Source organism: Microbacterium sp. NPDC064584 (assembly GCF_040687315.1).
Lineage (GTDB): Bacteria > Actinomycetota > Actinomycetes > Actinomycetales > Microbacteriaceae > Microbacterium > Microbacterium lacus.
The window spans coordinates 35,365-61,643 of record NZ_JBFBMZ010000002.1; the positions used below are offsets into that span (position 1 = coordinate 35,365).

The 26,279-nt window shown below is 69.8% G+C and carries 30 protein-coding genes, 1 tRNA gene and 1 other RNA gene; 18 read left to right on the forward strand and 14 right to left on the reverse strand.

The features are described from left to right. Positions 1-47: 47 nt before the first annotated feature. Positions 48-329, forward strand: coding sequence for a DUF3039 domain-containing protein (locus AB0P18_RS04565; RefSeq protein ID WP_344054259.1), 282 nt, complete (start codon positions 48-50; stop codon positions 327-329). A gap of 13 nt (positions 330-342) precedes the next feature. Here AB0P18_RS04565 and AB0P18_RS04570 read toward each other — a convergent pair whose 3' ends face one another. Continuing rightward, positions 343-1,671, reverse strand: a complete 1,329-nt coding sequence (locus AB0P18_RS04570; protein ID WP_363359135.1) for a nicotinate phosphoribosyltransferase — start codon at positions 1,669-1,671, stop codon at positions 343-345. A 45-nt stretch (positions 1,672-1,716) separates the two neighbouring features. On the opposite strand from AB0P18_RS04570, the gene murI reads away from it, so the two are divergent. The 4 genes from murI to AB0P18_RS04590 all read left to right on the forward strand — a co-directional run bounded on the left by murI (position 1,717) and on the right by AB0P18_RS04590 (position 4,982). Then, on the forward strand, positions 1,717-2,535 hold the full coding sequence (gene murI / locus AB0P18_RS04575) for a glutamate racemase (protein WP_344054255.1): 819 nt from the start codon (positions 1,717-1,719) through the stop codon (positions 2,533-2,535). Between the two features lie 67 nt (positions 2,536-2,602). Next, positions 2,603-3,352, forward strand: a complete 750-nt coding sequence (gene rph / locus AB0P18_RS04580) for a ribonuclease PH (protein ID WP_363359136.1) — start codon at positions 2,603-2,605, stop codon at positions 3,350-3,352. A 5-nt stretch (positions 3,353-3,357) separates the two neighbouring features. Further along, complete coding sequence (gene rdgB / locus AB0P18_RS04585) at positions 3,358-4,005, forward strand: RdgB/HAM1 family non-canonical purine NTP pyrophosphatase (protein WP_363359137.1); 648 nt, start codon at positions 3,358-3,360, stop codon at positions 4,003-4,005. 68 nt (positions 4,006-4,073) lie between these two features. Continuing rightward, positions 4,074-4,982 carry a cation diffusion facilitator family transporter gene (locus AB0P18_RS04590; protein ID WP_363359138.1) on the forward strand — a complete coding sequence of 303 codons (909 nt, stop codon included), beginning with the start codon at positions 4,074-4,076 and terminating at the stop codon, positions 4,980-4,982. On the opposite strand, the gene AB0P18_RS04595 is transcribed toward AB0P18_RS04590, so the two are convergent. Next, the gene (locus AB0P18_RS04595) at positions 4,983-7,508 is read right to left on the reverse strand and encodes an ATP-dependent DNA ligase (protein ID WP_363359139.1); all 2,526 of its coding nucleotides are present in this window, start codon (positions 7,506-7,508) and stop codon (positions 4,983-4,985) included. Positions 7,509-7,523: 15 nt separating this feature from the next. Next, positions 7,524-8,825 (reverse strand): APC family permease, encoded by a 1,302-nt coding sequence (locus AB0P18_RS04600; RefSeq protein ID WP_363359140.1) that lies wholly within the window; start codon positions 8,823-8,825, stop codon positions 7,524-7,526. A gap of 55 nt (positions 8,826-8,880) precedes the next feature. Between AB0P18_RS04600 and AB0P18_RS04605 the strand changes: the two genes are divergently transcribed. After that, the gene (locus AB0P18_RS04605) at positions 8,881-9,798 is read left to right on the forward strand and encodes a Ku protein (RefSeq protein WP_363359141.1); all 918 of its coding nucleotides are present in this window, start codon (positions 8,881-8,883) and stop codon (positions 9,796-9,798) included. Here the strand turns inward: AB0P18_RS04605 and AB0P18_RS04610 are convergent. From AB0P18_RS04610 to AB0P18_RS04620, 3 genes are all read right to left on the reverse strand, one after another. Then, positions 9,795-10,571 carry a VTT domain-containing protein gene (locus AB0P18_RS04610; protein WP_344054243.1) on the reverse strand — a complete coding sequence of 259 codons (777 nt, stop codon included), beginning with the start codon at positions 10,569-10,571 and terminating at the stop codon, positions 9,795-9,797. The two genes, AB0P18_RS04605 and AB0P18_RS04610, sit on opposite strands and share 4 nt — an antisense overlap. 63 nt (positions 10,572-10,634) lie before the next feature. After that, positions 10,635-10,716, reverse strand: a tRNA-Leu gene (locus AB0P18_RS04615). A 94-nt stretch (positions 10,717-10,810) separates the two neighbouring features. Next, the gene (locus AB0P18_RS04620; protein WP_363359142.1) at positions 10,811-11,023 is read right to left on the reverse strand and encodes a PLDc N-terminal domain-containing protein; all 213 of its coding nucleotides are present in this window, start codon (positions 11,021-11,023) and stop codon (positions 10,811-10,813) included. Between the two features lie 106 nt (positions 11,024-11,129). Here AB0P18_RS04620 and AB0P18_RS04625 point away from each other — a divergent pair, with 106 nt between their 5' ends. Genes AB0P18_RS04625 through AB0P18_RS04655 form a run of 7 tightly spaced genes read left to right on the forward strand, consistent with a single transcriptional unit; the run spans position 11,130 to position 15,595 of the window. Further along, complete coding sequence (locus AB0P18_RS04625; RefSeq protein ID WP_363359143.1) at positions 11,130-12,287, forward strand: ATPase, T2SS/T4P/T4SS family; 1,158 nt, start codon at positions 11,130-11,132, stop codon at positions 12,285-12,287. Further along, positions 12,284-13,141, forward strand: a complete 858-nt coding sequence (locus AB0P18_RS04630; RefSeq protein WP_363359144.1) for a type II secretion system F family protein — start codon at positions 12,284-12,286, stop codon at positions 13,139-13,141. The genes AB0P18_RS04625 and AB0P18_RS04630 overlap by 4 nt, the downstream gene beginning before the upstream one ends. Then, positions 13,138-14,070: a type II secretion system F family protein gene (locus tag AB0P18_RS04635; protein WP_344054234.1), complete on the forward strand. Its 933-nt coding sequence runs from the start codon at positions 13,138-13,140 to the stop codon at positions 14,068-14,070. Before AB0P18_RS04630 ends, AB0P18_RS04635 begins: the two co-directional genes overlap by 4 nt. A 19-nt stretch (positions 14,071-14,089) precedes the next feature. Further along, complete coding sequence (locus AB0P18_RS04640; RefSeq protein WP_344054233.1) at positions 14,090-14,299, forward strand: hypothetical protein; 210 nt, start codon at positions 14,090-14,092, stop codon at positions 14,297-14,299. A gap of 3 nt (positions 14,300-14,302) precedes the next feature. Further along, positions 14,303-14,713, forward strand: coding sequence for a TadE/TadG family type IV pilus assembly protein (locus AB0P18_RS04645; protein WP_363359145.1), 411 nt, complete (start codon positions 14,303-14,305; stop codon positions 14,711-14,713). Continuing rightward, positions 14,688-15,161, forward strand: a complete 474-nt coding sequence (locus tag AB0P18_RS04650; protein ID WP_363359146.1) for a TadE family protein — start codon at positions 14,688-14,690, stop codon at positions 15,159-15,161. Before AB0P18_RS04645 ends, AB0P18_RS04650 begins: the two co-directional genes overlap by 26 nt. Further along, a complete protein-coding gene (locus AB0P18_RS04655) occupies positions 15,158-15,595 on the forward strand; it encodes a pilus assembly protein TadG-related protein (protein WP_363359147.1) in 438 nt (145 codons plus the stop codon). Before AB0P18_RS04650 ends, AB0P18_RS04655 begins: the two co-directional genes overlap by 4 nt. Positions 15,596-15,604: 9 nt before the next feature. Here the strand turns inward: AB0P18_RS04655 and AB0P18_RS04660 are convergent, their stop codons facing one another. From AB0P18_RS04660 to AB0P18_RS04670, 3 genes are read right to left on the reverse strand one after another with little or no spacing between them, the layout of a single operon-like run. Next, a complete protein-coding gene (locus tag AB0P18_RS04660; RefSeq protein WP_363359148.1) occupies positions 15,605-15,970 on the reverse strand; it encodes a hypothetical protein in 366 nt (121 codons plus the stop codon). A gap of 9 nt (positions 15,971-15,979) precedes the next feature. After that, entirely contained in the window at positions 15,980-16,327 is a 348-nt protein-coding gene (locus AB0P18_RS04665) for a hypothetical protein (RefSeq protein WP_363359149.1), read from the reverse strand. Continuing rightward, positions 16,324-17,610 carry an MFS transporter gene (locus AB0P18_RS04670; RefSeq protein ID WP_363359150.1) on the reverse strand — a complete coding sequence of 429 codons (1,287 nt, stop codon included), beginning with the start codon at positions 17,608-17,610 and terminating at the stop codon, positions 16,324-16,326. The genes AB0P18_RS04665 and AB0P18_RS04670 overlap by 4 nt, the downstream gene beginning before the upstream one ends. On the opposite strand from AB0P18_RS04670, the gene prfB reads away from it, so the two are divergent. The 4 genes from prfB to smpB all read left to right on the forward strand — a co-directional run bounded on the left by prfB (position 17,609) and on the right by smpB (position 21,353). Continuing rightward, the gene (gene prfB / locus AB0P18_RS04675; protein WP_363359151.1) at positions 17,609-18,718 is read left to right on the forward strand and encodes a peptide chain release factor 2; all 1,110 of its coding nucleotides are present in this window, start codon (positions 17,609-17,611) and stop codon (positions 18,716-18,718) included. The two genes, AB0P18_RS04670 and prfB, sit on opposite strands and share 2 nt — an antisense overlap. A gap of 64 nt (positions 18,719-18,782) precedes the next feature. Further along, entirely contained in the window at positions 18,783-19,883 is a 1,101-nt protein-coding gene (gene ftsE / locus AB0P18_RS04680) for a cell division ATP-binding protein FtsE (RefSeq protein WP_363359152.1), read from the forward strand. Further along, on the forward strand, positions 19,880-20,794 hold the full coding sequence (gene ftsX / locus AB0P18_RS04685; protein WP_363359154.1) for a permease-like cell division protein FtsX: 915 nt from the start codon (positions 19,880-19,882) through the stop codon (positions 20,792-20,794). Before ftsE ends, ftsX begins: the two co-directional genes overlap by 4 nt. Positions 20,795-20,876: 82 nt before the next feature. Continuing rightward, positions 20,877-21,353: an SsrA-binding protein SmpB gene (gene smpB, locus AB0P18_RS04690; RefSeq protein ID WP_344054210.1), complete on the forward strand. Its 477-nt coding sequence runs from the start codon at positions 20,877-20,879 to the stop codon at positions 21,351-21,353. 9 nt (positions 21,354-21,362) lie between these two features. Here smpB and AB0P18_RS04695 read toward each other — a convergent pair whose 3' ends face one another. The 3 genes from AB0P18_RS04695 to AB0P18_RS04705 are packed head-to-tail and all read right to left on the reverse strand — an operon-like array spanning position 21,363 to position 24,875. Further along, positions 21,363-22,820: an MFS transporter gene (locus AB0P18_RS04695; RefSeq protein WP_344054209.1), complete on the reverse strand. Its 1,458-nt coding sequence runs from the start codon at positions 22,818-22,820 to the stop codon at positions 21,363-21,365. A gap of 34 nt (positions 22,821-22,854) precedes the next feature. Continuing rightward, complete coding sequence (locus AB0P18_RS04700) at positions 22,855-24,198, reverse strand: M20/M25/M40 family metallo-hydrolase (RefSeq protein ID WP_363359155.1); 1,344 nt, start codon at positions 24,196-24,198, stop codon at positions 22,855-22,857. Positions 24,199-24,206: 8 nt separating this feature from the next. Next, positions 24,207-24,875 carry an SIMPL domain-containing protein gene (locus tag AB0P18_RS04705; protein WP_344054204.1) on the reverse strand — a complete coding sequence of 223 codons (669 nt, stop codon included), beginning with the start codon at positions 24,873-24,875 and terminating at the stop codon, positions 24,207-24,209. Positions 24,876-25,016: 141 nt separating this feature from the next. Here AB0P18_RS04705 and ssrA point away from each other — a divergent pair. Continuing rightward, positions 25,017-25,385: a transfer-messenger RNA gene (gene ssrA, locus AB0P18_RS04710) on the forward strand. Between the two features lie 90 nt (positions 25,386-25,475). Here the strand turns inward: ssrA and AB0P18_RS04715 are convergent. Together AB0P18_RS04715 and AB0P18_RS04720 are read right to left on the reverse strand one after the other, a co-directional pair. Then, the gene (locus AB0P18_RS04715; protein WP_344054202.1) at positions 25,476-25,745 is read right to left on the reverse strand and encodes a hypothetical protein; all 270 of its coding nucleotides are present in this window, start codon (positions 25,743-25,745) and stop codon (positions 25,476-25,478) included. A gap of 133 nt (positions 25,746-25,878) precedes the next feature. Further along, on the reverse strand, positions 25,879-26,253 hold the full coding sequence (locus AB0P18_RS04720; RefSeq protein WP_363359156.1) for a hypothetical protein: 375 nt from the start codon (positions 26,251-26,253) through the stop codon (positions 25,879-25,881). Positions 26,254-26,279: the final 26 nt, after the last annotated feature.

The following is a 26,279-nucleotide window of genomic DNA, read 5'->3' on the forward strand; positions in this document are numbered from 1 at the left end:
TCCGGCATCCGCCCGCCGTGTCATGCCCCGCGTTACACTGGCTGACCATGAGCACCCCCCTCGACGCCCCGGACCAGGGTGGCAACGAACCCGGCGGCACGATGACGCTCGACCGCGAACTCGAAGAGCTCATCCGCGAGGAGAACCTCGAGCCGGGCGATCACGAGCGCTTCTCGCACTACGTGAAGAAGGAGAAGATCCTCGAGTCGGCCCTGACCGGCAAGCCGGTGCGGGCTCTGTGCGGCAAGAAGTGGACACCGGGCCGCGACCCGGACAAGTTCCCGGTCTGCCCCACCTGCAAAGAGATCTACGAGTCGCTCGTCGGCTGACGCACCCTCGCGCTCACTCCCGCGCGTCGACGTAGACGGTGGGGATCGCCGGATCGGACTTGCTGAGCGCGAGCGCGCGCACCGGCAACTCCTCGCGGACCCGAGCGTGGTGGCTGCGGGCGGCCTCGACGCCGGCCGGTCCGACGTAGCGGGCATCCGTGCGGCCCGCCTCGACGAGCGGCACCTGCAACGGTCGTGCATCCGGATGCTCGGACGCGGTGTCCACGTGCTCGAAACCGTCCGAGACCGCGATGAGCTCGCTGGTCGCCGTGCCGTCCGCCACGGTGCGGAACGCGGCCTTGCGTCCGCCCTTGGACCCCTTGTCCGTGGAGGCCTTCGCCACCGCGATCCACGAGCCCGCGGCGTCCTGCCGCGCGACGAGCTTGTAGACCATCCCGGCGGTGGGCGTTCCCGACCCGGTCACGACCGAGGTGCCGACGCCGTACGCGTCGACGGGGGATGCCGCGAGAGAGGCGATCGCGTACTCGTCGAGGTCGCTGGTCACGGTGATCTTCGTCCCCGTCGCGCCGAGCGCGTCCAGCTGCGCGCGGACCTCGGCGGCGACCGTCGGCAAGTCGCCGGAGTCGATGCGGACACCGCCGAGTCGGGTTCCGGCGACCTGGACGGCGAGCTCGACTCCTCGTCGGGTGTCGTACGTGTCGACGAGGAGCGTCGTCCCCACGCCGAGCGCCTCGACCTGCGAGCGGAACGCGTCTTCTTCGGTGTCGTGCAGGAGCGTCCACGCGTGTGCCGCTGTGCCCATCGTGGGGATGCCCCAGCGCCGTCCCGCTTCGAGGTTGCTCGTCGCGCCGAAGCCGGTGATGTAGGCGGCGCGAGCGGCCGCGACCGCCGACTCCTCGGCGGCGCGCCGCGACCCCATTTCGGCGAGCGGGCGGTCGCCGGCGGCGATGCTCATGCGGGCGGCCGCCGTGGCGACCGCGGAATCATGGTTGAGGACGCTCAGCGCGAGCGTCTCCAGGATCACCGCCTCGGCGAACGTGCCCTCCACCGTCAGGATCGGCGAGCCGGGGAAGTAGAGCTCCCCCTCGCGATAGCCGTTGATCGAGCCGCGGAAGCGATAGTCGGCGAGGAAGGCCAGGGTGGCGGCATCCACGACCCTGTTGTCCCGGAGGAAGCGGAGTTCGTCGTCCCCGAAGCGGAAGTCGTCGATGAGGGAGAGCAGCCTGCCCGTGCCCGCGACGACACCGAAGCGGCGGCCGCCAGGGAGGCGTCTGCCGAACAGCTCGAAGACGCAGCGCCGGTGCGCCGTGCCGTCGCGGAGGGCCGCCTCGAGCATCGTGAGCTCGTACCGGTCGGTGTGCAGGGCGGTGCTCGTGGTCACGGCGTCAGCCTACTGAGAGTGAAGCCGCGGGTAGGCTGGTCGATCGTGGATGACGCGCCGATCGGGATCTTCGACTCCGGAGTGGGCGGCTTGACCGTCGCCCGCGCGATCTCCGCCCAGCTCCCGCGCGAGTCGCTGCGCTACATCGGCGACACGGCACGCTCGCCGTACGGGCCCAAGCCGATCGCCGATGTGCGGCGCTACGCGCTCGAAGTGCTCGACACTCTGGTCGACGAGGGCGTGAAGATGCTCGTGATCGCCTGCAACACCGCGTCGGCCGCCATGCTGCGCGACGCGCGCGAGCGGTACGACGTGCCGGTCGTCGAAGTCATCGGTCCGGCGGTGCGCACCGCGATGTCCACGACCCGCAACGGCCGCATCGGTGTGATCGGCACGACCGGCACGATCGGTTCAGGTGCTTATCAGGACATGCTCGAGGTGAACGCGAAGCTCACGGTGTTCGCCGAGGCGTGCCCGCGGTTCGTGGAGTTCGTCGAGGCCGGGGTCACCGACTCGCCCGAAGTCCTGCGCGTCGCGGAGGAGTACCTCGCTCCACTCCGGCACGCGGGAGTGGACACGCTCGTGCTCGGCTGCACGCACTACCCGTTCCTCGAGGGCGCGATCAGCTACGTGATGGGCCCGGACGTCTCGCTCGTCTCCAGCGACACCGAGACGGCGAAGGACGTGTACCGCCAGCTCGTCAGCCGCGACCTGCTCGCGGGGCCCGACGCGATGCCGCACCACGTGTACGAAGCGACCGGTGAGTCTGCGGACGACTTCCTCCGTCTCGCGCACCGCCTGATGGGGCGCGAGGTCAGCGAGGTGCAGCTCGTCCAGACCGGCGTGATCGAGCTTCCGCGCTGAGCGCCCAGCGCCCCCTGACCGACCTTGCCCGGCACCCCGCCGGACCTTCCCCGACGTGAGGAACCTCATGACCGACACCACCGCCCCCACCGTCCGCGCCGACGGACGCTCTGCGGATCAGCTTCGCGAGATCACGATCGAGCGCGGATGGAGTGCGCACGCCGAAGGCTCGGCACTCATCTCCTTCGGCGGCACGAAGGTGCTGTGCACGGCGTCCTTCACCAACGGCGTGCCGCGGTGGCTCACCGGCAAGGGCAAGGGCTGGGTCACCGCGGAGTACGCGATGCTGCCACGGGCGACCAACAGCCGCAACGACCGCGAGTCGATCAAGGGCAAGGTCGGCGGGCGCACGCACGAGATCTCACGCCTGATCGGGCGCGCCCTGCGCGCCGTCGTCGATACGAAGGCACTCGGCGAGAACACGATCGTGATCGACTGCGACGTGCTCCAAGCCGACGGCGGCACGCGCACCGCGGCGATCACCGGTGCCTACGTGGCGCTCGCGGACGCGATCGAGTGGGGTCGGCGCAAGAAGTTCATCGGACAGAAGGCGACGCCCCTCATCGACTCTGTGTCCGCCGTGTCGGTAGGGATCATCGACGGTGAGCCGATGCTCGATCTCGTCTACGTCGAGGACGTCCGTGCCGAGACGGACATGAACGTCGTCGTGACCGGCCGGGGCCTGTTCGTCGAGGTGCAGGGCACCGCCGAAGGGGCCCCGTTCGACAAGCGCGAGCTCGACGCGCTGCTCGAGCTCGGCGTGGCCGGCTGCGCCGATCTGCGCGAGGCGCAGCTGGCAGCGCTCGCGGCGGAGTGACCGACGTGCACAACTCCTCAGATCCGGCGGTTCCGACTCGCAGAATCGTCCTGGCGACCCACAATCCGCACAAAGTCGAGGAGTTCCGCGCGATCGTCGCCCAGACCAGGCCCGATCTCGAGGTCGTCGGGTACGACGGCCCGGAGCCGGTGGAGGACGGTGTCACGTTCGCGGAGAACGCCCTCATCAAGGCCCGCGTGGCGGCCGCGCACACCGGGTTGCCCGCGCTCGCGGACGATTCGGGCATCTGCGTCGATGTCCTCGGCGGATCCCCGGGCGTGTTCTCGGCGTACTGGGCCGGTCACGAGAAGGACGCCCGCGCCAACCTCGAGCTGCTGCTCGATCAGCTCTCCGACGTGCAGGATCCGCACCGCACCGCCTCCTTCGTCTCCACGATCGCCCTCGTGATCCCGGTTGACGGCGGACCGGATGCCGCAACCGAGCACACCGTCGAGGGCCGGTGGCCCGGTCGGCTGGCGCGCGTCGCGTCGGGCGCCGGCGGCTTCGGGTACGACCCGGTCTTCGTGCCGGACGACCAGCCGGCCGGCGCGGAGCGGACGGTCGGGGAGTGGTCGGCGGAGGAGAAGAACGCCGCCTCGCATCGAGCGCGGGCCTTCGTCGCACTCGTGCCGCTGCTCGCACGGATCCCGTGAGAACGGCGATCATTCCCGACTAGATGGAATGCCCCGACCCGCGCACGGCACGGCTCTACCCTGGGCGTATGCACGATCACGCGCCCGGCATCCGCGGCACCGGCAACCGCCGGCTGCTCGCGATCTCGCTCGCGATCACGACGGTCGTCATGGTCGTCCAGATCGTCGGCGCGGCACTTTCCGGCTCCCTCGCCCTGCTCGCCGATGCGGCGCACATGTTCACGGATGCCGCGGCCCTCGTGATCGCGCTGATCGCGAGCATCGTGGCGGCACGGCCGGCGAACGACCGCCGCACGTTCGGGTTCCAACGGGCGGAGGTGTTCGGCGCGGCCGTGAACGCGGTCATCCTGATCGCGCTCTCGGTATGGGTCGCGATCGAGGGCATCACCCGACTCGTGCGGCCGTCGGACGTGGAGGTGTCCGGCACCCTCATGCTCGCGATCGCGATCATCGGACTGATCGCGAACGCCGTCGCGATGTGGCTGCTGAGCGCCGCGCAGCGCACGAGCATCAACGTCCGCGGCGCGTACCTCGAGGTCATGGGCGATCTGATCGGGTCGGCGGCGGTGATCGTCGCCGCGATCCTCATCGTCACGACGGGCTGGGTGCAGGCCGATGCGATCGCCTCGCTGTTCATCGCCGCCATGATCATCCCGCGCGCGATCTCCCTCTTGCGCGAAGTCGTCTCGGTGCTGAGCGAGTCGACGCCGAAGGGCATGCACGTCACCGAGATCCGCGACCACATCCTCGCGACGCCGGGCGTCGTCGGCTGCCACGACGTGCACGTCTGGCAGCTCACGCGCGGGGCGCCGGTGTTCACCGCTCACGTGGTCGTCGACGACCAGGTCCTCGCCGAGGGACGGTCCGGGGCGATCCTGCAGCGGCTGCAGTCGTGCCTGAGCGATCACTTCGACGTCGAGCACTCCACGTTCCAGCTCGAGCCCGCCGGACACGTCGAGCACGACGCGCACGCCTGATCAGGACTCGCGGACGACGTCCTCGGGCGCCTTGTCGGGCCGCAGACCTCGCCAGCGCGAGTGGCGGAGGATGCCGCCGGGAGTGAACTCACCGAACTCGACTTCGCCGACGAGCTCCGGACGCACCCACTGCACACCGCGGGCATCGAGCGCCGGCACACCGCGGAGCGGGCGCTCCGCGGTGTGCAGGGGGGCGAGGGTCTGCATGAGCGAACGCAGCGTCGTGTCGCTGAAGCCGGTGCCGACCCGTCCGGCGTAGTCGAGACCGTCGGGTCCCGGGATGCCGAGCAGGAGCGATCCGAACGTCTGCGCGCGGCCGCCCTGCCCCGGCCGGATGCCGACGATGACGACTTCCTGTGTCCGGGTGAGCTTGACCTTGAGCCAGGACTCCGATCTGACACCGCGCCGGTACGTCGAGGCCGGGTCTTTCACCACGATGCCCTCGAGGTCGAAGCGGCGGCTCGCCTGGAGGGCGGCATCCACGTCGTCGAACACGGGCGGCAGGACCAGTGGCGCGGTCACCCGCGCGGCGAGGCGCTCGAGGATCGTGCGGCGGTCCGCGAGCGGCCGTGCGGTGAGATCGTGTCCGTCGGCGGCGAGCAGGTCGAACAGGTAGTACTGCACCGGAGTCCGCGTGCGCTCGCGCGCGATCTCGGCGGGCCGCTGCAGGTTCATGCGGCTCTGCAGGAGCGGGAAGCTGGGCCGTCCGTTCTCGTCGATCGCGACGATCTCGCCGTCGATGATCGCAGGTTCCGGACCGAGCCCCACGTCGATCTCGGTCACTTCGGGATACTTGGCGGTCACGTCATTGCCGCTGCGGGCGACCAGTCGCAGCCTCGATCCGTCCCACACGCCGATCGCGCGGATGCCGTCCCACTTGGCCTCTGCCCACACCGGGTCTCCCCACCGACGCGCCGCGAGTTTCGCACGCTCGGGTGTCGCGCTCGTGGACAGCATCGGCCGCAGGTCCTCGCGGGTCGGCGGCCAGGTCGCGGTCGGATCCTCGGCCGGTGCCGTCTCCGCCTGCGGGGCGGGCTCGACCACGATCCCGTCCGCCTGCGGGGCGGGCTCGACGACGACCCCGTCCGGCTGCACCCGCCCCTCGGCATCCGTCTTCATGCGGTGAAGGAGCCAGCTGGACTTCTCGCCGTGACCGTCGGTGCGGATCAGGGCGAGGCGCACCCGCCCGAGCGGGCCGCCCGGTCGACCCTCGAGCGTCGCGATGATCTCGTCCTCGCGCCACTTCTCCAGTTCGTACCGCCCGTCGTCCCAGATGGTGACGCTGCCGCCGCCGTATTCTCCGGCCGGGATCGTCCCCTCGAAGACGGCGTAGGACATCGGGTGGTCCTCGGTCATGATCGCGAGGTTGTTGCGCCGAGAGGAGTGCGGAACCCCGCGAGGGACGGCCCAGCTCACCAGCACGCCGTCGTGTTCGAGGCGGAAGTCCCAGTGCAGGGCGGTCGCATGATGTTCCTGGATCACGAAGATCGGCAGCGTTGCCGGACCCGGCGGCTCCGCCGACGGGTCGTCGGGCACCGGCTCGGGCGTTCTGGCGGCCGAGCGCTTGGCGATGTATGCGCGCAGCGGCGCGTCGTCCGCGGACCGTGCACCCGCATGGACGCCGAGCGCCGCCATCGGATCGCCGATCGAGTCGACGCGGTCCAGGACCTCGTGGAACGACAGCTGACCGAGTTCGGGGTCGTCGAGTTCCTCCCACGTGCGCGGCGCCGCGACGTTCGGATGAGCGCGACCGCGCAGCGAGTAGGGGGCGATCGTCGTCTTGGCGGCGTTGTTCTGGCTCCAGTCGATCAGCACCTTGCCGCCGCGGAGATCCTTCTTCATCGTGCTCACGACGAGATCGGGGTGATCCGCCTCGATCGCGCGCGCCAGCTCGTGCGCGAGTGCGGATGCCGCTTCGCTGCGCTGCCCCGGCGGGAGCGCGCAGTACAGCTGCATGCCCTTGCTGCCGCTCGTGAGCGGGTACGGGTCCAGCCCCATGTGACCGAGGATCTCGCGCGCCCAGCGCGCCACCTGCGCGCACTCCGCAAGACCTGCGCCGGGGCCCGGATCCAGGTCGAGCACGAGGCGGTCGGCATCCCCGCGCGTCCCCTCCGCCGTGAAACGCCACTGCGGCACGTGCAGTTCGAGGCTCGCGACCTGCGCGAGGTAGACGAGCGTCGGCACGTCGCCGATCAGCGGGTAGTCCTTCGGCCCGCCGGAGTGCGGGATCGGCAGGCGATGAACCCAGCCCGGTGCGCCCGGCTCGAGATCCTTCGCGAAGAAGGACTGCGCGGGGTGCTCGTCGGTGCCCACGCCGTCCGGCCAGCGCTTGCGGGTGACCGGACGGCCCGTGACGTGCGGGATCATCACCGCGCCGATGCGCGTGTAGTAGGCGATCACCTCGCCCTTGGTCGTCCCGGTCTCGGGGTACAGGACCTTGTCGAGGTTCGTGATCTTCAGACGGCGTCCGCCGACGGTGACCAGCTGTTCCTTCGACGCGCTCCGATCCGCCCGCGCATCCGCCATCCCCTCATCCTGCCCTCAACCGGCGCGGGCGCGCAGGATGCGGAGTCGGATGAACCGGTAGCCGACGCCGAGCAGGACGACGGCGGTGCCGATCACGACCGCCGTCGGGGGGAGGGTGACCACGAGCACCGCGCAGCCGATCACGCCGAGGATCTGGAGGGTGCGCGGGTAGCGGCGGTGCGGCGCGCGCTGTCGCCAGGCGGCGAGGTTCGCGACGAAGTAGTAGAGGAGCACGCCGAACGACGAGAAGCCGATCGCGCCCCGAAGGTCGGTGACCGCGACTGCCACGACGACGATCAGGCCGATCGCGACCTCGGCGCGGACGGGGACGTTCCGGCGCGGGTGGACGGCGGAGAGGAAGCGCGGCAGATCGTCCTCGCGCGCCATCGCGAGGGTGGTCCGGCCGATGCCCGCGATCAGGGCGAGCAGGGCTCCGAGGGATGCCGCTGCCGCGCCGACGCGGACGACCGGCTGCGTCCATCCCCAGCCCGATGCCGCGGCGACGTCGGCGAGCGGCGCGGGGGATGCCGCTGTCGCGGCCGGGCCGAGGACCGTGAGCACGGTGACGGCGATCACCGCGTACACCGTGATCGCCAGCAGCAGAGCGAGGACGATCGCGCGGGGGATCGTCCGGGCGGGGTCGCGCACCTCTTCGCCCATCGTGGCGATGCGGGCGTAGCCGGCGAACGCGAAGAACAGCAGCCCCGCCGACTGCAGGATGCCGTACACCCCGTCCCGGAGAAGATCCGGTGCCGCAAACCCGACGTGATCGGGTGCGGCGATCCCCGCGGCCACGACGACCGCGAGCGTCAGCAGCACGGCGACGACGATGATCCGGGTGAGCTGGGCGGTGCGGGTGACGCCGAGGCAGTTCACGGTCACCAGCGCGATCACGGCGAGGATGCCGACGGGGCGTTCCCAGCCGGGCGGCGCGGCGTACGCGGCGAACGTGAGCGCCATCGCCGCACAGCTGGCCAGCTTGCCGATCACGAACGACCAGCCGGCGATGAAGCCCCACCAGGGCCCCAGCTCGGCGCGACCGTAGGCGTAGGTGCCACCCGAGGTCGGATACGCCGCGGCGAGCTGGGCTGAGGCGGTCGCGTTGCAGAAGGCCACGATCGCGGCGAGGACCAGACCGACGAGGAGCCCGACTCCGGCGGCGGCCGCGGCCGGGGCGAACGCGGCGAACACCCCCGCACCCATCATCGACCCGAGCCCGATGAAGACGGCGTCCGTGAGTCCCAGGCGGCGCTGCAGCGCGGGCGGATCGGAGGGGGCACTCACTCTGCCGACTTTACGGACAGCGGGTGAACGCATGGTGACTCAGCCGCGGAGGTAGCGGGGCTCGGTGTGACAGGTGTGTACTGGTGTGATGAGAGCGATCTGGAAGGGCGCGCTGACCTTCGGCCTCGTGAACGTGCCGGTCAAGGTGTACTCCGCGACCGAGGACCACGACGTGCCGCTGCACCAGGTGCACAACAAGGACGGCGGGCGCATCCGCTACCAGCGCATCTGCGAGATCGACGGTGAGGTCGTGCCGTACGCCGACATCGACAAGGCGTACGACGACGGCGAGCGTACCGTCGTGCTCACGAAGGAGGACATCGACTCGCTCCCCTCGGAGCGCAGTCGCGAGATCGACGTCGTCGAATTCGTCCCGAGCGACCAGGTCGACCTGCTCACCCTCGACCGCGCGTACTACCTCGAGCCGGACTCGGCATCGCCGAAGGCCTATGTGCTGCTGCGCAAGACGCTCGAGCAGACCGACCGCACCGCGATCGTCCGCTTCTCACTGCGGCAGAAGACGCGTCTGGCGGCGCTGCGGGTGCGCGGGGACGTTCTGGTGCTGCAGACCCTGCTGTGGGCGGACGAGGTCCGCGAGGCGGCCTTCCCGGCGCTGGATGAGCCGGTGCGCATTTCGGCGAAGGAACTCGAGCTGTCGGCATCCCTCGTCGAGAGCTTCGCGGCCGACTTCGATCCGACCGAGTTCACGGATGAGTACCAGGAGGAGCTGCGCACCCTGATCGACGCGAAGCTCGAGAAGGGGGAGGCGCTGGACACGACCGAGACCTTCGGCGAGCAGGACGAGGACGCGAAGGGCGGCGAGGTCATCGACCTCATGGAGGCGCTGCGCGCGAGTGTCGAGCGCAGCCGCGCCGCGCGGGCGGGATCCGCGGATGCCGAGGCGAAGCCCGCGGCGAAGAAGAGCGCCGACGCGAAGAGCCCGGGAAAGAGCACATCGAAGAAGGCCGCCGGAAGCGCGGCGAAGAAGAAGTCGAAGGCCTCTTAGCCGAGCGGGTTCTTCGGCGCGGGGCCCGCGTCGGGGTGGCCGGGACCGTGCTCGAACACCTCCGGGTCGAGGACGAGGGCTTCGGCCTCCTCATGGTCGGTCACGACGTCTTCGCCGGCGGCCGCCGCCTTCTTCGCCTTGCGGCGCTCGCTGAGATAATGCCAGAGCGTGACGATCGCCGTGCCGCCGACGGCAACCAGCAGGATGATGTCGATGTACTCGGTGACGATGTCGGCCACCCAGGGGATGAAGCCGATCAGGTAGCCGACCATCGTGAGCCCGAAGCCCCACAGCATCGCGCCGATGAAGTTGTAGAGGGTGTAGCGCCGCCACGGCATGTGTCCGACGCCCGCCGCGACCGGCGCGAACGTCCGCACGATCGGGACGAAGCGGGCGAGGATGATCGTGAGGCCGCCGAAGCGCTCGAAGAAGGCGTTCGTCCGCTCGACGTTCTTCTTGCTGAAGACGCCGGACTCCTTGCGCTCGAACACGGCCGGTCCGCCCTTGTGGCCGATGAGGTATCCGACCTCGCCGCCCACGAACGCGGCCAGGGCGATCAGCAGCGAGACGACCCAGATGTTGACGCCGAAGATGTTGCTCGTGTTGGTGAGCAGACCCGAGATGATCAGGAGCGTGTCACCGGGCAGAAGGAACCCGACGAGCAGGCCGGTCTCTGCGAACACGATGAAGCAGACCACGAGCAGAGCCCAGGGGCCGGCCGCAGCGATGATCGTCTCGGGATCCAGCCAGGGGATCAGGGCGATGTTGTGCAAGGGTCTTCCCGTCGGTCGGCACGGTCGGCGGTCATATCGTCGGTGCGGGTGCGGATGATCGCGTGCGGAAGGTGGGACTTGAACCCACACGCCCGAAGGCACAGGAACCTAAATCCTGCGTGTCTGCCGATTTCACCACTCCCGCGGGTCGGATCAGTCTATCCGGGCGGGTCCGCGCCCACCGTAGGGATGACCCCCGCTCTCGGCCGCTTCTCGGCCAGCGGATGCGATGGCGCGGATCAGCGGTTGCGGTGCACGTAGAAGTAGGCGAGCGGACCGATCCAGTTGATCAGGATCACCGGGATCCACGCGGGCTTCGGTCCTCTCACCTCGTCTGCGCGACGGTGGGAAAGGTCCCAGAAGGCGAGACCGGCGAGGGCGAACTGCACGATGCCGAGAAGGCCGAGGCCCACGCGGCCTGTAGGGGAGACGTCGGTGGTGGTGCGCGACATGGTGAGCATCCTCTCGAGCGGTCCTCCCATCCTGCATCGCGGCGGGCGCGCGCGCACCTGTGGATAACTTCCAGACCGGATGCCGGGGGATTGCGAGGATGCTCGGATGACTCTCGCGTACACGGGCACGTCCTCCGCTGCGGCGGTCGTGGCGGAGCGTGTGCGTGAGCGGCTGCGTGCGGAGCGGACAGACCCCACCCGCGAGCCGGAGCTGGCGACGAGGATCGTGCACGCCGAAGTGCGCCGGCACAACGACTTCGCCTTGGCGCGCGGGCTCACGCCGGTCGACGACGAGGGGGCCTGCGTCCGCGAGGTGCTCGCCGCCGTCGCCGGATACGGCCCGCTGCAGCCCTACCTCGACGACCCGACGGTCGAAGAGCTGTGGATCAACGCACCCGACCGCATCTTCATCGCCCGAGCGGGCGTCGCCGAGCGCGTCCCGCTGAACCTGACCGACTCCGCGGTGCGCGATCTCGTGGAGCGGATGCTGCACGCGACCGGTCGGCGGGTGGATCTGAGTCAGCCCTTCGTGGACGCGTCGATGCCCGACGGGAGCCGGTTGCACGTCGTCATCCCGGACATCACGCGCCGGCACTGGTCGGTGAACATCAGGAAGTTCCTTCCGGCGTTCCGCGATCTCGGACGCCTCGTGCATGCGGGCTCGATCGCGCCGTCGGCGGCGGGGATCCTGTCGGAGGCGATGTGCGCGGGACGCAGCGTTCTCGTCTCGGGAGCCACTCACGCGGGGAAGACCACGCTGCTGGCGGCTCTGATCGCCGCGTGCCCGCCCGAGCATCGGATCATCACGGTGGAGGAGACGTTCGAACTCGCGGTGGACGCGCCCGACCTCGTCAGCCTCCAGGGTCGTCAGCCGAGTCTGGAGGGTACCGGGGAGGTCTCGCTCCGCCGGCTCGTGAAGGAAGCACTGCGCATGCGGCCGGACCGACTCGTGGTCGGCGAGGTCCGCGACGCGGAGGCGCTGGACCTCCTGCTCGCGCTGAACACCGGCGTCCCGGGCGCCGCGACGATCCACGCGAATTCGGCCCGCGAGGCGCTCGCCAAGCTCGCGGCGCTGCCGCTGCTCGCCGGCCGCAACATCGATGCCGGCTTCGTCCTTCCCGCGGTCGCCGCGTCCGTGGATCTCGTCGCGCACTGCGAGCGCGATGCGACCGGGCGGCGTCGCGTGGTCGAGATCGTGACGCCGACCGACGTGACCGGATCCACGATCCAGGCACGGACGCTCTATCGGGCGGACACCCCATGAGCATCGTCTGGGGCGCGGTCCTGGCGGCCGGGATCCTGCTCCTGATCTCCCCGTGGGTCTGGCCGGCGCACGAGCGCCGTGCTCCGCGCGCCGTGACCGGCGCGCTCACCCGACTTCTCGAGTCGGCGGGCCTCGGCCGGGTTCCTCCCGCGGGCGTCATGGCGGCATCCGGCGGCATCGCCGTCCTGCTCGCCGCCCTCGCGTGGCTGCTCACGCAGGTGCCGGCGCTCGTCGTGGTCGCGGCGGTTGCCGGTGTCCTGGCCCCGTTCGGCGCGCTGCGCGCCCGCCGGTCCCGCCTCATCCGTTCCCGCCGCGCGCTGTGGCCCGACGTCTGCGATCTGCTGATCGCCTCCGTGCGTGCGGGCATGTCGCTTCCCGATGCGGTCGCGAGTCTCGCGGCATCCGCTCCGGCGCCGCTCCGCCCGCCGTTCGCCGCGTTCGCGCGCGACATCGCCGCGTCGGGTCACTTCGATTCGAGTGCTCAGCGACTGAAGGTCGCGTTGTCCGATCCCGTGGGGGACCGGATCGTCGAGACGTTGCGGATGGCGCGACAGGTCGGCGGCACGGAGCTCACGCCGGTGCTGCGGGCGCTCGCCGCCTCGGTCCGCGCCGACGCCGCCCTTCGGGCGGAAGTCGAGGCGCGACAGTCCTGGATTCGCGGCGCCGCCGTCCTCGGGGTCGCCGCACCGTGGGTCATCCTCCTCCTGCTCGCGATGAGACCGGAGGCATCGCGCGCCTACAGCAGCCCGGAGGGCGTCGTGCTGATCCTGACCGGTGCGGCGGTCTCCTTCGTCGCGTTCCGCGTCATGCTCCGTATCGGTCGGCTTCCCGAGCCGCGGAGGTGGTTCGGATGACCGCTCTCGGTGCGACGGATGTCGCACTCGCCGTCGTGCTGGGTGCCTCGTTCGGACTGGGCGTGTGCCTTCTGGTCTCGCTCGCCCCGCGCTGGGGTGCGCCCTCGCTCGCGCGCCGCATCGCGCCGTACATCCGCGACGTCACGGATCCGCGCGGAACGAGTCTCCCGACGAACCTGCCGGGGACGACGTTCGCTGAGATGTGGGGTGCGCTCCAGAGCCGACTCGGCCGCATGATGGGCGGGTCCGCGGCGATCGAGCGTCGTCTGCAGCAGGCGGGATGGGCGATGGATGCCGCGACCTTCCGTGGTCGGCAGCTGGCGTGGGCCGTCGGCGGCTTGGCCGCAGGTGGGGTCCTGGTGGTCGTGCTCGTCCTCACAGGCCGTGCGACCGGTGCGTCGGTGCTCGTTCCGCCGACCGCCGCGGCGATCGCTGCGGTGCTGTGCGACGCAGGCCTCTCGCGGGCGGCCCGCGGGCGCGTCACCCGTATCCAGGAGGAGCTGCCGACCGTGCTGGAGTTCCTCGCGCTGTGTCTGTCGGCGGGCGAAGGCATCCTCGATTCGCTCCGCCGGGTGAGCACCGTCGGCGCCGGGGAGTTCACGGGCGAGCTGCGCGGGGTGGTCCTCGCCGTCGGAACCGGGTCGTCTCTCCCGGAAGCACTGGGGCGCGTATCGCGACGTCTGGACATCCCGGCGGTCTCGCGGAGCATCGATCAACTCGTCGCGGCGATCGACCGCGGGGCACCTCTCGCGCAGGTGCTGCACTCCCAGGCGCTCGACGCGCGCGAAGAGGCCAAGCGCGGCCTCATCGAACGTGCCGGGCGGAAGGAGATCTACATGCTCGTACCGCTCGTCTTCCTCATCCTGCCCCTGAGCGTGCTGTTCGCCGTCTTCCCGGGGATCTTCATGCTTCGACTCGGAATCGGCTGACCGCCGGAAGGAGAACCCCATGATCCGAAACGCCTTCGGTCGACTGGAGATCCCGCGTACGATCGCCCGGCTCTGGCGCGACGCGCACGACGACGAGCGCGGCGACGTCCCGGGCTGGGTGCTGATCACCCTCATGACCGCAGGGTTGGTCGTCGTGATCTGGGCGCTCGCAGGTCCCGCGCTCGCCGGGTTGTTCGAGCAGGCGATCTCCCGGGTCTCCGGCCTCTGACCCGTGCGCGGCATCCTTCGCCGTCTGCGCGACACGCTCGGCGACGAGACAGGATCCAGCCCCGTCGAGTTCGTCCTCGTGGGGACCCTCCTGACGCTTCTCACGCTCGGCGTCCTGCAATTCGGGCTCACGGTGTACGTCCGCAATGTCGTGCACGATGCCGCGGTGGAGGGTGCGCACGAGGCCGCGCTGGCGGATGCGACGCTCGGCGACGGTGTCGCGCGCACACGGGCGATCGTGGAGCGCACCGTCGGCGCGGCGTACGCCGCCGATGTCCGGGCGCGCGAGACGGACGCTCTCGGACACGCTGCGGTCGAGGTGCGCGTGAGCGCCACTCTGCCGCTCGTCGGTCTGCTCGGTCTGCCGCGGCTCCTGGAGGTGACCGCTCATGCGCCGATCGAGTCACTGGACTGATCGCATCGACGACGAGACCGACGATGGCGGGTCGGCGGCACTCGAGTTCATCGTCGTCGGCCTGCTCCTGCTCGTCCCGTTGGTCTACCTCGTCGTCGCGCTGGGTCTCATCCAGGGGCAGTCTCTCGGGGCGGAAGCCGGTGCGCGACACATCGCGCGAGCGCTGTCGACAGCTGAGAACGCGGATGCCGCGCGGCGAAGCGCAGATCGGATCCTGCAGTCCGTCATCGAGGAATACGACCTCGATCCGGGATCCGTCGGCGTCTCCTTCGCGTGCCGACCCGCCGGCGCGACGTGCCCCGCAGCCGGCGCCACTCTGGTGGTGACCGTCCAGACCAGGGTCGCTTTTCCGCTCGTCCCTCCCGTGCTCGGACTCGACCGACTCGCCAGCATCCCGGTCGAAGCCTCGGCGGCGCAGAAGATCTCGCGGTTCTGGGAGTCCGGATGATGCGGTGGCGCGAGGATCACCGGCGGGGGCGCCCGGATGATGAGGGCAGCATCCTGCTCCTGACGCTCGGGTACGCGCTGCTCGCGATCGCGGTCATCCTCGTGTGCATCGACGCGACGAGCCTGTACCTCGCCCAGAAGCGCCTGGATGCGCTCGCCGACGCCGCCGCACTGGCGGGTGCCGACGGCTTCACACTCGTGGTCGACGCCGGTGAGCCTCGGGCGGTGCTCTCCGATGACGGCGTCCGGGATCAGGCTGAGACGATCGTCGCCGAGGCGGGGGACGGGGCGACGGTGATCGAGGCGGGCACCCCCGACGGCGTGTCGGCCCGGGTGCGGGTCGCGGACACATGGCGTCCACCGCTCGTCGCGCTGTTCGTCCCCGACGGTGTCGCGCTCAGCGCGACGGCGACGAGCCGAACCGCTCTGCGGTGATCGCGCGGCTCAGGCGCGCGATCCGGTTCTGCTCGCCGCGACGATGCCGGTCACCGGCACCGCCCACAGCGCGATCGCCGCGACGAGTTCGACCGTCGACATCACGATGACCGGGACACCGAGCCCCGCCACCGTCTCCGTGACCGATTGCGGCTCCAGCACCGACTCCGGCAGGGGGGAGAGCAACAGGTCGAGCACCGAGACCGTCCAGTGCGTCACCCCCGCGGCATAGACAACACTCACGAGCGCGGAAGCGGCGGCGAACCCGAGTGCGACCAGCCCGCACACGAGGGCTCGGCGCGACCGGCTCCGCACGCCCATCACGAGACTCCCGACGGCCAGGACGATGTACAAGCCCAGGAAGACGAGCAGCATGTCCTCACGTTACTGCTGCCCGGTGGGCCCCTCGCTCCATCCGTGCGTGTTGAACCAGTCAGCGCGGTCGAGGCTCTCCTGAGCGGATGCCGCTCCCGCGGTGTCATGCTCATCCAGGAACCGCCCCCCGACGAGGGGGATGAACCGCAGGCATACCGGGCAGAGCGCACGCCCCGCGGGGAACCCGTTCGACAGGAGCTCGGCGGGCGCGCCCGGCGCCCCGGACCCGGTGCACCGCGGATCGTCGGCTCCGGCATCCGCCCACATGATCGTCCGGTGACGATGCAGTCCCCGGTGGTCGAGCTCGCGCGTGCAACGCCGGCCGCCCCTGCGACTCCGGCAGAAGACGACCGTCATGATGCGCTCTTCGGGACGAACATCGGCACCCAGCGCGCGAACGCGACCGCGCCGAGGAGCGCCACGACACCGATCGCGCCCGTCGCGAGACCGAGCGACGAGGCCGCCGCGATCGCCGAGACGGCCAGTGGCGCGACGGCACCGCCGGCATCCGTGAGGGTGCGCCACGACCCGAGGAACGGCGCCGGATCGGCGCGGGGGGCGACGTCGGCACCGAGTGTGAGGAGGATGCCGCTGGAAAGGCCGTTGCCCACACCGAGCACGGCGGCGAACATCGCGAACCACATGGCCGCGGAGTCCAGGTCGTGCGTGAACGAGAGTGCGAGGAATCCCGCACCCATAAGCAGCATCGCGGGAAGAGCCGCCCAGAGCCGGCCGAATCTGTCCATGACCTGCCCGCTCGCGTAGAACAGGGCGAAGTCGATCGCGCCCGAGATGCCGACGACGAGGGCGATCGTCTGCGCGTCCAGCCCGATCGACAGGCCCCAGATCGGCAAGACCACCTGGCGCGCCGAGCGCACCGCCGACAGAGAGGCCGCGGCCAGACCCAGCCGGACGAGCACGCGGCGGAACCGCCACATCGTCCGGAACACCCCCGCGCGCTCCGACGTCGGGATCGATCCGGTCACGGCCTCGCCGGTGTCCTCGGCGACGCCCGGTCCCTCGTCCGACGTTTGCAGTTGCTTCTCCGGGTCGGGTCCGAGGAGCACCAGCAGCACGGTGGCGACCAGACACACGCCGAAGAACCAGATCGCGGCGTGCTCGTCGCCGAAGACCGCCAGGAGTCCCGCCGCGATGAACGGACCCACGAACATGCCCAGCCGAAAGGTGCCGCCGAGCAGCGACAGCGCCCGCGCGCGGAACGCGTGTGGGACCCGGGTCGTCATGAACGAGTGCCGCGCGAGGCCGAACCCGGCGGCGCAGAACCCGATGAGGAAGACGGAGGCGGCCAAGACACCCAGGACCGGAGCGAACACCATTCCGAGCACTCCGACGAGCGACAGCATCCCCGCGGTCGCCATCGTCATGCGTTCGCCGACGTGCGCGACCGCCCAGCCCGCCGGGATGTTGCCGACGAGCTGCCCGAGCACGAGAGCCGACGCCACGAGCGCAGCGAGGGCGACATCGGCGCCGAGACGCGTCGCGATGATCGGGATCAGCGGGATGATCGCACCCTCGCCGAGCGCGAAGAGGATCGTCGGGCCGTAGATCATCGGGCCGAACCGCCACAGGACGGATGCGGCGCGGTCGGTCACCGCATCCACGTTAGTCTGGACTGTCATGCTCGACTTCGATCCTTCCGCCGACATCCAGGCGCTGCGCGCCACGTTCGCCGACATCAAGGCGGTGGTCGACGTCCCCGCTCTCGAGGCCGAGATCGCGCGCCTGAGCGACGAGGCCGGTGCGCCGGACCTCTGGGACGACGTCGACAAGGCGCAGAAGGTCACGAGTGCACTGAGCCACCGGCAGGCCGAGCTCAAGCGGGTCACCGATGTCGAGCGGCGCCTGGACGACCTCGAGGTGCTCGTCGAGCTCGCGAACGAGATGGACGACGAGGACTCCGCCGAAGAGGCCCGGCACGAGATCGCCGAGCTCGAGGACATCGTCGGCCAGCTCGAGGTGCAGACCCTGCTCGACGGCGAGTACGACGCGCGGTCGGCGGTCGTCACGATCCGCTCCGGCGCGGGCGGCGACGACGCGACCGACTTCGCCGAGATGCTCATGCGCATGTATCTGCGCTGGGCCGAGCGGCACAAGTACCCCGTCAAGGTCATGGACACCTCCTACGCCGAGGGTGCGGGCATCAAGTCGGCGACGTTCGAAGTCGACGCGCCCTACGCGTACGGCACGCTCTCCGTCGAAGCCGGGACCCACCGTCTCGCGCGCATCAGCCCGTTCGGCTCGGCCGACAAGCGGCAGACGAGCTTCGCGGCGGTCGAGGTCATCCCGGTGATGGAGGAGGCCGTCGAGGTCGATGTTCCGGACGGCGACATCCGCGTGGACGTCTTCCGCTCGTCGGGCCCCGGCGGGCAGTCCGTCAACACGACAGACTCCGCGGTGCGCATCACGCACCTGCCGACCGGACTCGTCGTCTCGATGCAGAACGAGAAGTCGCAGATCCAGAACCGTGCGGCCGCGATGCGCGTGCTCCAGACCCGCCTCCTGCTGCTCAAGCGCGAGGAGGAGGCGGCGACGAAGAAGGAGCTCGCCGGCACGATCACCGCGAGCTGGGGCGATCAGATGCGCTCGTACTTCCTCTACGGACAGCAACTCGTGAAGGACCTCCGCACCGGGCACGAGGTCGGCAACCCCGCCGTGGTGTTCGACGGCGACCTCGACGGGTTCATCTCGGCCGGCATCCGCTGGCGCAAGCGCAAAGACGACGACTGACCCGTCGCCGAAGCGGGTGTCGCAGAACGCCCTGACGGATGCCGCCGCTTAGGCTCATCTGGCCATGATCCGGTTCGAGAACGTCACGAAGCGCTTCCGCGGCACCGCGAAGCCCGCCCTGAGCAACGTCGACTTCGAGGTGGTCCGCGGCGAGTTCGTGTTCCTCGTCGGCGCGTCCGGGTCGGGCAAGTCGTCGTGTCTGCGGCTCATCCTGCGAGAGGAGGTTCCGAGCGACGGCCGCGTCGTCGTGCTCGGGCGCGACCTGCGCTCGCTCTCCAACCGCAAGGTGCCCTACTTCCGGCGGCATGTGGGGGCGGTCTTCCAGGACTTCCGGCTGCTGCCCAACAAGACCGTCTTCCAGAACGTCGCGTTCACCCTGCAGGTGATCGGATCGTCTCGCGGATTCATCCAGCAGGCGGTCCCCGAGGTGCTCGCCCTCGTGGGTCTCGCGGGCAAGGACAAGCGTCTGCCGCACGAGCTCTCCGGCGGTGAGCAGCAGCGCGTAGCGATCGCGCGCGCGCTCGTGAACCGGCCGCAGGTGCTGCTGGCCGACGAGCCGACCGGAAACCTGGACCCCGCCACCTCGGTCGACATCATGCAGCTGCTCGCGCGCATCAACGCGAACGGCACGACCGTGGTGATGGCCACGCACGAGGCGGGATTCGTCGACCAGATGCAGCGCCGTGTGATCGAGCTCGTCGACGGCGAGATCGTCCGCGACGAGCGCCACGGTGGCTACGGCGACACGTCGAGCCTGCCGAGCCTGGCTCCCGAACCCGAGCGGGGAGCGGCCGCGGTCGCCGCGCTCACCGCCGTCCTCGAAGTGCAGCGCGAGACCGCCGCGAACCCCTCGACCGCTGTCGCGAGCGCGTACGGTCACGGTGGTGCTGCCGACATCGCCGCGCGCGCAGCCGCCACCGGCGCGGTCGCCGCCGCGGCGGCGATGGCGGAGGCGCGGGAGCATGCCGAGACTCCGGCGTCAGCGCCGGCCGACGTCGTCGCGTCCGAGCAGCCGGCGCCCGTCGCCGAAGACGCCGCGGCGTCACCGCGCACCCAGCCGGTGCCGCTCGTGGATATCGCCGAGGTGGATGTCGCCGAGCTCGGACTCGCCGACCGCCTGGGCCTGGGGGATCCGGACGCCGACGAAGTGGGGCCGACCTCATGAGGGTCGGGCTCGTCCTCTCGGAGGCGCTCACCGGACTCCGCCGCAATGCGTCGATGGTCGTCTCGGTCGTACTCGTCACGTTCGTCTCGCTCACGTTCGTGGGCGCGGCGATCCTGATGCAGATGCAGATCGGCCAGATGAAGGACTACTGGGCCGACCGTGCCCAGGTCGCGATCTACATGTGCACCGCGATCTCGCAGGCCCCGACGTGCACCGACGGCGTCGCAACCGACGATCAGCTCGCCGAGGTGCAGACCAAGCTCGACAGCCCCGCGCTGGCCCCGCTCATCCGCGACCTGCGCTTCGAGGACCGCGAGCAGGCCTACGCGAACGTCATCGAGCTGCTCGGCGAGGACTACGCGAGCGTGATCACGCCCGAGCAGCTGAACGAGACCTATTGGATCAATCTCGTCGACCAGGGCCAGTCCGATGTGATCGTCGAGGCTTTCACGGGCATGAAGGGTGTGGAGGAGGTCAAGGATCAGCTCCAGTACCTCGAGCCGCTGTTCTCCGCGCTCACGGTCGCGACCTACATCGCCGTCGGCATCGCCGCGCTCATGCTCGTCGCTGCCGTGCTGTTGATCGCGACGACGATCCGCCTGTCCGCGTACGCCCGACGTCGGGAGCTCGGCATCATGCGGCTCGTCGGCGCGTCGAACCGGTTCATCCAGACGCCGTTCATCCTCGAGGGGGTGTTCGCGGCGCTGCTCGGATCGATCCTCGCGGGCGCGGCGGTGCTCGCCGGCGTGCACTTCGGCGTCGACCAGTACCTTCGTCAGCGCGTGGACTTCGTCACGACGTGGGTCGGCATCTCCGAGGCCTGGATCGTGGTGCCGATCCTGATCCTCATCGGCGTGCTGCTGGCGGCGCTGTCTGCGGGCTTCGCGATCCGCCGGTGGCTGCGCGCCTGAGTCGGGGTGCTAGGCTGACAGGCTGCCGTGCGCCCGGTGCGGCATCCCGAGTCAGTCCCGACCCGGTCATCGAGGAGTCGTCATGCCCAAGGAACGCGGTGAGAAGGTCGTCGCGACCAATCGTCGCGCGCGCCACGAGTACAACATCGAAAAGACGTACGAGGCGGGTCTGGTCCTCACCGGGACCGAGGTGAAGTCTTTGCGGCAGGGTCGCGCGAACCTGTCGGACGGTTACGCCTTCATCGACGGCGGCGAGGCGTGGTTGGACGCGGTGCACATCCCGGAGTATTCGCAGGGCCACTGGACGAATCACGCGACCAAGCGCACGCGCAAGCTCCTCCTGCACAAGGACGAGATCGTCAAGCTCTCGCACGCGATCTCGGCGGGCGGGTACACGCTCGTGCCGCTGAAGCTGTACTTCTCCGACGGTCGCGCGAAGGTCGAGATCGCGATCGCCAAGGGCAAGAAGGAATGGGACAAGCGCCAGACGCTGCGCGAGCGCCAGGACAAGCGCGAAGCCGAGCGCGCGATGCGCTCGCGCAATCGCCTCGGCGAGTGACCGACGGACTCAGCGCACGACAGGGTCGGCAGCTGCCTCGAGCACGGCGCGATCGGTGAAGGCGGTCTTCGGCACGAAGATCAGCGCAACAGCCGCGACGAGCGCGGTCGCGCCGCACACGACCCAGACGGTCACGTAGCCCGAGAACGAGCCGGCAGTGCTCTCCGCGGTTCCGGAGACCGCGCCCTGCAGCAGCGCGATGCCGAACACGCACGATGCGATCGCGCCACCGACGGTCTTCACCGAGTTCGTGAGCCCGGTCGCGACCCCGGTCTGCGTGGCGGGCGCCGCGGATGCCGCCGCCGCGGGGAGCGCGGCGACCAGGGCTCCCGAGCCGAGGCCGACCACGAGCATGTTCACGATGACCTGCGTATACGTGTCATGGAACGGCAGGAACATCAGGAATCCGATCCCGACGAGCGTGGAAGCGCCGATGAGCGTGAGCCGGGGAGCGGTGAGCCGGGCGATGACCGGGAACAGCAGCGCGCCGGCGATCATCGCGATCAGATAGATCCCGATGATGAGCGACGTCGCGAATCCGGTGGTGCCCAGCCCGTACCCGTAGACGTCCGGATCCGTGCGGGCGAACGTCGACAACGGCGCCTGCGCGCCGAGCACGCTCACGCCGAAGAGTCCCGCCGTGAGGAAGACTGGACCGAGGGCGGGGGAGCGGAACATCCGGACGTCGATCAGCGGGTCGTGGTGGCGCAGCTCCCAGAGCGCGAACGGGATCACCAGCATGATGCCGAGCACGACGACCGCCCACGACCACGGGTTCACGAGTCCGCCGTCGAGACGCAGAAGGCTGAGGCCGCCCGTGAAGCAGATGAGCGCGAGAGAGATGAGCACGAGTCCGACCGTGTCGAACACGCCACCGGTGGGCTCGGGCGACTCCTTCACCCCGAACAGGATCACGAAGAAGCACACGACGATCAGGACGGCCGGGATGAGCAGCACCGCTGTGAGCGGGAGGGTGTCGATCAGTGCGCCGCCGACCAGCGCGCCGGTGATCGCGCCGAGCTCGAGCGCGGCCACCAGCAGCCCGGCCGCCCGGGCCGTGATGATCGATCGCCCCTCCATGCGTCGCGAGCGCGACCAGATCAGGGCGATCTCCAGCGGCAGCCACACGACGTAGAAGCCCATGAGCGCCCAGGCGATCAGGAACACCGCGAACGAATCGGTGAACGGCAGCACGAGTGCAGCGGAGCCGGTGAGGGCGGTCGAGATGAGCAGCATGCGCTTGTGCCCGACCATGTCGCCGAGCTTGGCGAAGGCGGGCACCACGAGGGCGGAAAGCATGAGCTGCGCCCCCTCGAGCCAGTTCACATCGGCGTCGTTGATGCCGAGGTGACGGGCGATGTCGGTGAGCATCGGCGTGTAGTAGCCCTGCAGCACGCCGCTGGTGAACTCGACGAAGGCGAGGAAGCCGACGACGCTCGCCAGCGCCCCGAGGGCGGCACGCTTCATCGCGGATCCTTCCGGCGGAGGGGTTCGGGTGCGATCACTGTAGCCGCTGCAGGAGGGTGCGGTGGAACAGCTCACCGCGCTCGAGAGACGCGATCTCGACGCGCTCGTCCACGCCGTGGATCGATGCTCGCTGGGCGCCCGTCATCCGCAGCGGAGCGAACCGGTACACCGCGGGTGCGAAGCGATGGAAGTGCCGGCTGTCGGTGGCCGCCATCATGACGTACGGCACGGTGGTGGCATCCGGATACGACGCGGCGACGGCCGCTGCGATCAGAGCGAACTGGTCGTTGTCGGTCGGAGACTCCGGGGACGGCTCGCTCGATTCGAGGATCGTCACCTGGACGAGAGGGTCGCGGATGCGGCGCGTCACCCGCCGGACGGTGCCGGCAACGGTCTCGCCGAGGGCGATGCGCAGGTTCAGGGTGGCCGATGCGTGTGAGGGGAGGACGTTCGCCGCGGTGCCGCCCTCCTGCATGGTGGCGGCGACGGTCGTGCGGACCAGCGCGGCGGGTTCGCCGCCGAGGCTCGTGAAGATGCGCGCGGTGAGGCGCGGAAACGTCGCCAACGTGCGCAGGATCGTCTGATCCCGCCCGCGCGCCCTGTCGGCGAACACGCTCAGCATCCGCGTGATCGCCGGAGGTGTGCGGGCCCGGAACGTGCCGGGGTCGAGCCGATCGATCGCCCGGGCTATCCGGCCGACGGCCGTCATGCGGGGCGGTGCCGACGCGTGTCCGCCCTCGCCTCGGGTGCTCAGATGCAGGGTCAGGACGCCTTTCTCGCCGACCCCCACCATCGCCGCGTCACCGGCGGCGAACGGGAGGGGAGCGTCCACGACCGCGCCGCCTTCATCGACGACGAGCCACGGGACGATCCCGCGCTCGCGCAGGGTGGTTGCGATCGCCACGGCCGCGGCGCCGTAGGTCTCCTCGTTACCGCCGAAAGAGAGGTATACGTCCCGCGGCGGGGTGAAGTCCGCCTCCAGCAGATTCTCGACGGCCTCGAGGATCACCAGGAGCGGGCCTTTGTCGTCGAGGGCACCGCGACCGTGCACCCAGCCGTTCTCTATCGCACCGGCGAACGGCGGGTGCGTCCAGTCGTCTGATCCGTCGACCGGAACGACGTCGTAGTGCGCCATGAGCACGACGGGCGCTGCGGATGCCGACACCCCGGCCCACCGGAAGAGCAGACCGAACTCGGTGATGCGCTCGAGTTCGAGCCGTTCATGCACGAGCGGATAAAGGTCGGCCAAGAGAGCGACGAAGTTCTCGAACGGCGCGGTCCCGCGGCTGTCGATCTCGGCGCTGACCGTGGGCAGCTGGATCATCCGCGACAGGCGCTCGGGCGCGCCGGTGCGCACGGAGACGGGCAGGTCGGTCATGCGCGCTCTCAACGGGCGACGAAGCGCGCTTCGACCGCAGCGGTCACCACGATGTCTTCGGGCTGGAGCTCGACGGCCGGTGCGGAACCGGCGTCCATCGACATCGCCATCGCGCGCATCATCTTCGGTGCCGGCGCGGGGGAGTCCGACGAGCGGGAGAGCAGTCCCACGTCGGCGATCTCGAGCGGGGTGAGGTTCGCGAGGCCCAGGGCGGCGGCGTAGGCCGTGGCCCGGTCGACGGCGACGCCGACCGCCTGTGCGGCGACCTCCGACTCGGTGGCCTTCGACGTCGCCGGGGTGAGACGCCAGGTCACGGTGTCGACCTGCACGCCGTCACGCTCGGCGACGTCGGTGAGCCACCACGACATGACGGCGAAGTCGCTGAAGGTCGCGGTGATCTCCACGGAGGCGTAGTGGACGAGGGCGAGCTGCTTGCCCTCGTTGTTCCACGGACGGTTCGCCCACACCGAAACGCGCTGGCTCGACCAGTCCACGAGCGCGCCGGCGTCCTTGCGGGCGGCGAGGTCTTCGCGAAGCGGAGCCGCGAGGGCGGCGATCTGCTCCACGACGGGACCCCGTTCGGGTCCCTCCGCCCGGACGGTGAGGTGGGCCACGGCCTCTTCGGGGGCGACGCGGGCTTCGTGCTCGCCCCGGACGGTGATGGTGACGTCGGTCATGGCTCAGACTCTACGCTCAGGGCGGGAATCGCCGAGGAGCGGCATCCGTTGTAGACTGGGATGCTCGGCGCCTCCGGTGCCGAGTGGCAAGACAACTCCACAGAGCGTGACAGCGGCCCTCTGCATGACAGGGGAGACCATGGGGATGATCGGTTTCGACATCGCCTGAGCTCCTGCGAGAAGCGGGCCGAGGATGCAGGGTTATCTCGTAAACGATCTCTGCAAAACAATAAGTGCCGATGCAAAGCGCACTGAGTTCGCCCTCGCTGCCTAAGCGAGCCTGAACTCCGTCAGACCGTAGGTGTTCCCGCTACGGATTCTGGCGTCATCTAGGGGACTTGCTGTGTGGCGGCGTCTGGACGTCACGCGGGACTCTTCCCAGACTGGGCTTGTCGACCTGGATGCCTGTGGCAAAGGTCGGAGCCGAGCAGAACGTCAGCACAGGCTACGCCCGTAGAAGGCGCAGAGACACAGCGATGGACGGGGGTTCGATTCCCCCCATCTCCACCGATCCGCTGTCACGCGGAAGGCCCGAGAGCCGCGGAATTCCGTGGATCTCGGGCCTTTGTGTTCTCAGCCACGAGCCTGTGCTCGGCTGGATCACCAGACCGTTCCGCCGCCGATCGAGATCCCGCCCCACGTGAGTGCGATGAAGATCGCCGCGAACACGACGGGAGCGATTCCCTTGCCGCTGCGTGCGAGCCCTTTCAACAAGGCGATCACGGCGAGGATCGCGGCGACGATCGAGAGGCCGCCGCCGAGGATCAGTCCGATGAAGACCGGGATCGGCATGAGGAGGAGACCGGCCAGCGCGAACCAGAAGGCAGCCCATGCTGCGGGATTCGTGCGGCGTTCGACGGAGGAGGACATGCGTACATCATCCCTCACGCGGCGGCTTCGATCCCGATCGCACGGGGTAGCCTCACCCCGACTCCGCCGTGCGCACCGGCACCGAGCAGCTTCTCAGCCACGGAGCGTAGACTGATTCCGATAGGCGGACTTCTCATCCGTCTCGCCCCGGCTGTGTGGTAACGGTCGGGGCTTCTTCTTTTCGCCGGCGCGACTGCCGGCACTCCAAGGGGAGTTGGGGGCCTGCTCTCCAGCGCGCCACCGTTCGGCCTGTGGGATCATCCGGATACCTGCCCTCGAGAAGGACGTGTCCGGATCGCTCGGTGAGCCGGCTGACGATCAGCGCGCGCCGACCGACCATCCACTCGGGTGTCACCGCGTCCCACTCATCCTCGGGCGGAACATAGAGAACGAGCGGCGTGACACCCCAGCCGGCATCGAAGATGAAGCCGCGGGAGCCTTCCCAGTAGATGACCTCCTCTTTCCACCGACCTTCCACTTCGAAGGTGTCGTCGTCGCCGCGCTGCACACACGGAACAGTAGCGCCGTGCGCGT

Bases quoted from the DNA above. Each gene is read 5' to 3' on its own strand.
- AB0P18_RS04660 (WP_363359148.1), bottom strand. From the start codon at position 15,970: ATGCTGCTCGTCTTCCTGGGCTTGTACATCGTCCTGGCCGTCGGGAGT.
- AB0P18_RS04665 (WP_363359149.1), bottom strand. From the start codon at position 16,327: ATGACGGTCGTCTTCTGCCGGAGTCGCAGGGGCGGCCGGCGTTGCACG.
- AB0P18_RS04715 (WP_344054202.1), bottom strand. From the start codon at position 25,745: ATGTCCTCCTCCGTCGAACGCCGCACGAATCCCGCAGCATGGGCTGCC.
- AB0P18_RS04630 (WP_363359144.1), top strand. From the start codon at position 12,284: ATGAGCATCGTCTGGGGCGCGGTCCTGGCGGCCGGGATCCTGCTCCTG.
- prfB (WP_363359151.1), top strand. From the start codon at position 17,609: ATGCTCGACTTCGATCCTTCCGCCGACATCCAGGCGCTGCGCGCCACG.
- AB0P18_RS04565 (WP_344054259.1), top strand. From the start codon at position 48: ATGAGCACCCCCCTCGACGCCCCGGACCAGGGTGGCAACGAACCCGGC.
- ftsE (WP_363359152.1), top strand. From the start codon at position 18,783: ATGATCCGGTTCGAGAACGTCACGAAGCGCTTCCGCGGCACCGCGAAG.
- AB0P18_RS04650 (WP_363359146.1), top strand. From the start codon at position 14,688: ATGCGCCGATCGAGTCACTGGACTGATCGCATCGACGACGAGACCGAC.
- AB0P18_RS04700 (WP_363359155.1), bottom strand. From the start codon at position 24,198: ATGACCGACCTGCCCGTCTCCGTGCGCACCGGCGCGCCCGAGCGCCTG.
- smpB (WP_344054210.1), top strand. From the start codon at position 20,877: ATGCCCAAGGAACGCGGTGAGAAGGTCGTCGCGACCAATCGTCGCGCG.
- AB0P18_RS04705 (WP_344054204.1), bottom strand. From the start codon at position 24,875: ATGACCGACGTCACCATCACCGTCCGGGGCGAGCACGAAGCCCGCGTC.
- AB0P18_RS04670 (WP_363359150.1), bottom strand. From the start codon at position 17,610: ATGACAGTCCAGACTAACGTGGATGCGGTGACCGACCGCGCCGCATCC.
- ftsX (WP_363359154.1), top strand. From the start codon at position 19,880: ATGAGGGTCGGGCTCGTCCTCTCGGAGGCGCTCACCGGACTCCGCCGC.
- AB0P18_RS04590 (WP_363359138.1), top strand. From the start codon at position 4,074: ATGCACGATCACGCGCCCGGCATCCGCGGCACCGGCAACCGCCGGCTG.
- AB0P18_RS04640 (WP_344054233.1), top strand. From the start codon at position 14,090: ATGATCCGAAACGCCTTCGGTCGACTGGAGATCCCGCGTACGATCGCC.
- AB0P18_RS04620 (WP_363359142.1), bottom strand. From the start codon at position 11,023: ATGTCGCGCACCACCACCGACGTCTCCCCTACAGGCCGCGTGGGCCTC.
- rph (WP_363359136.1), top strand. From the start codon at position 2,603: ATGACCGACACCACCGCCCCCACCGTCCGCGCCGACGGACGCTCTGCG.
- AB0P18_RS04600 (WP_363359140.1), bottom strand. From the start codon at position 8,825: ATGCGTTCACCCGCTGTCCGTAAAGTCGGCAGAGTGAGTGCCCCCTCC.
- AB0P18_RS04635 (WP_344054234.1), top strand. From the start codon at position 13,138: ATGACCGCTCTCGGTGCGACGGATGTCGCACTCGCCGTCGTGCTGGGT.
- AB0P18_RS04595 (WP_363359139.1), bottom strand. From the start codon at position 7,508: ATGGCGGATGCGCGGGCGGATCGGAGCGCGTCGAAGGAACAGCTGGTC.
- AB0P18_RS04625 (WP_363359143.1), top strand. From the start codon at position 11,130: ATGACTCTCGCGTACACGGGCACGTCCTCCGCTGCGGCGGTCGTGGCG.
- AB0P18_RS04605 (WP_363359141.1), top strand. From the start codon at position 8,881: ATGAGAGCGATCTGGAAGGGCGCGCTGACCTTCGGCCTCGTGAACGTG.
- AB0P18_RS04695 (WP_344054209.1), bottom strand. From the start codon at position 22,820: ATGAAGCGTGCCGCCCTCGGGGCGCTGGCGAGCGTCGTCGGCTTCCTC.
- AB0P18_RS04655 (WP_363359147.1), top strand. From the start codon at position 15,158: ATGATGCGGTGGCGCGAGGATCACCGGCGGGGGCGCCCGGATGATGAG.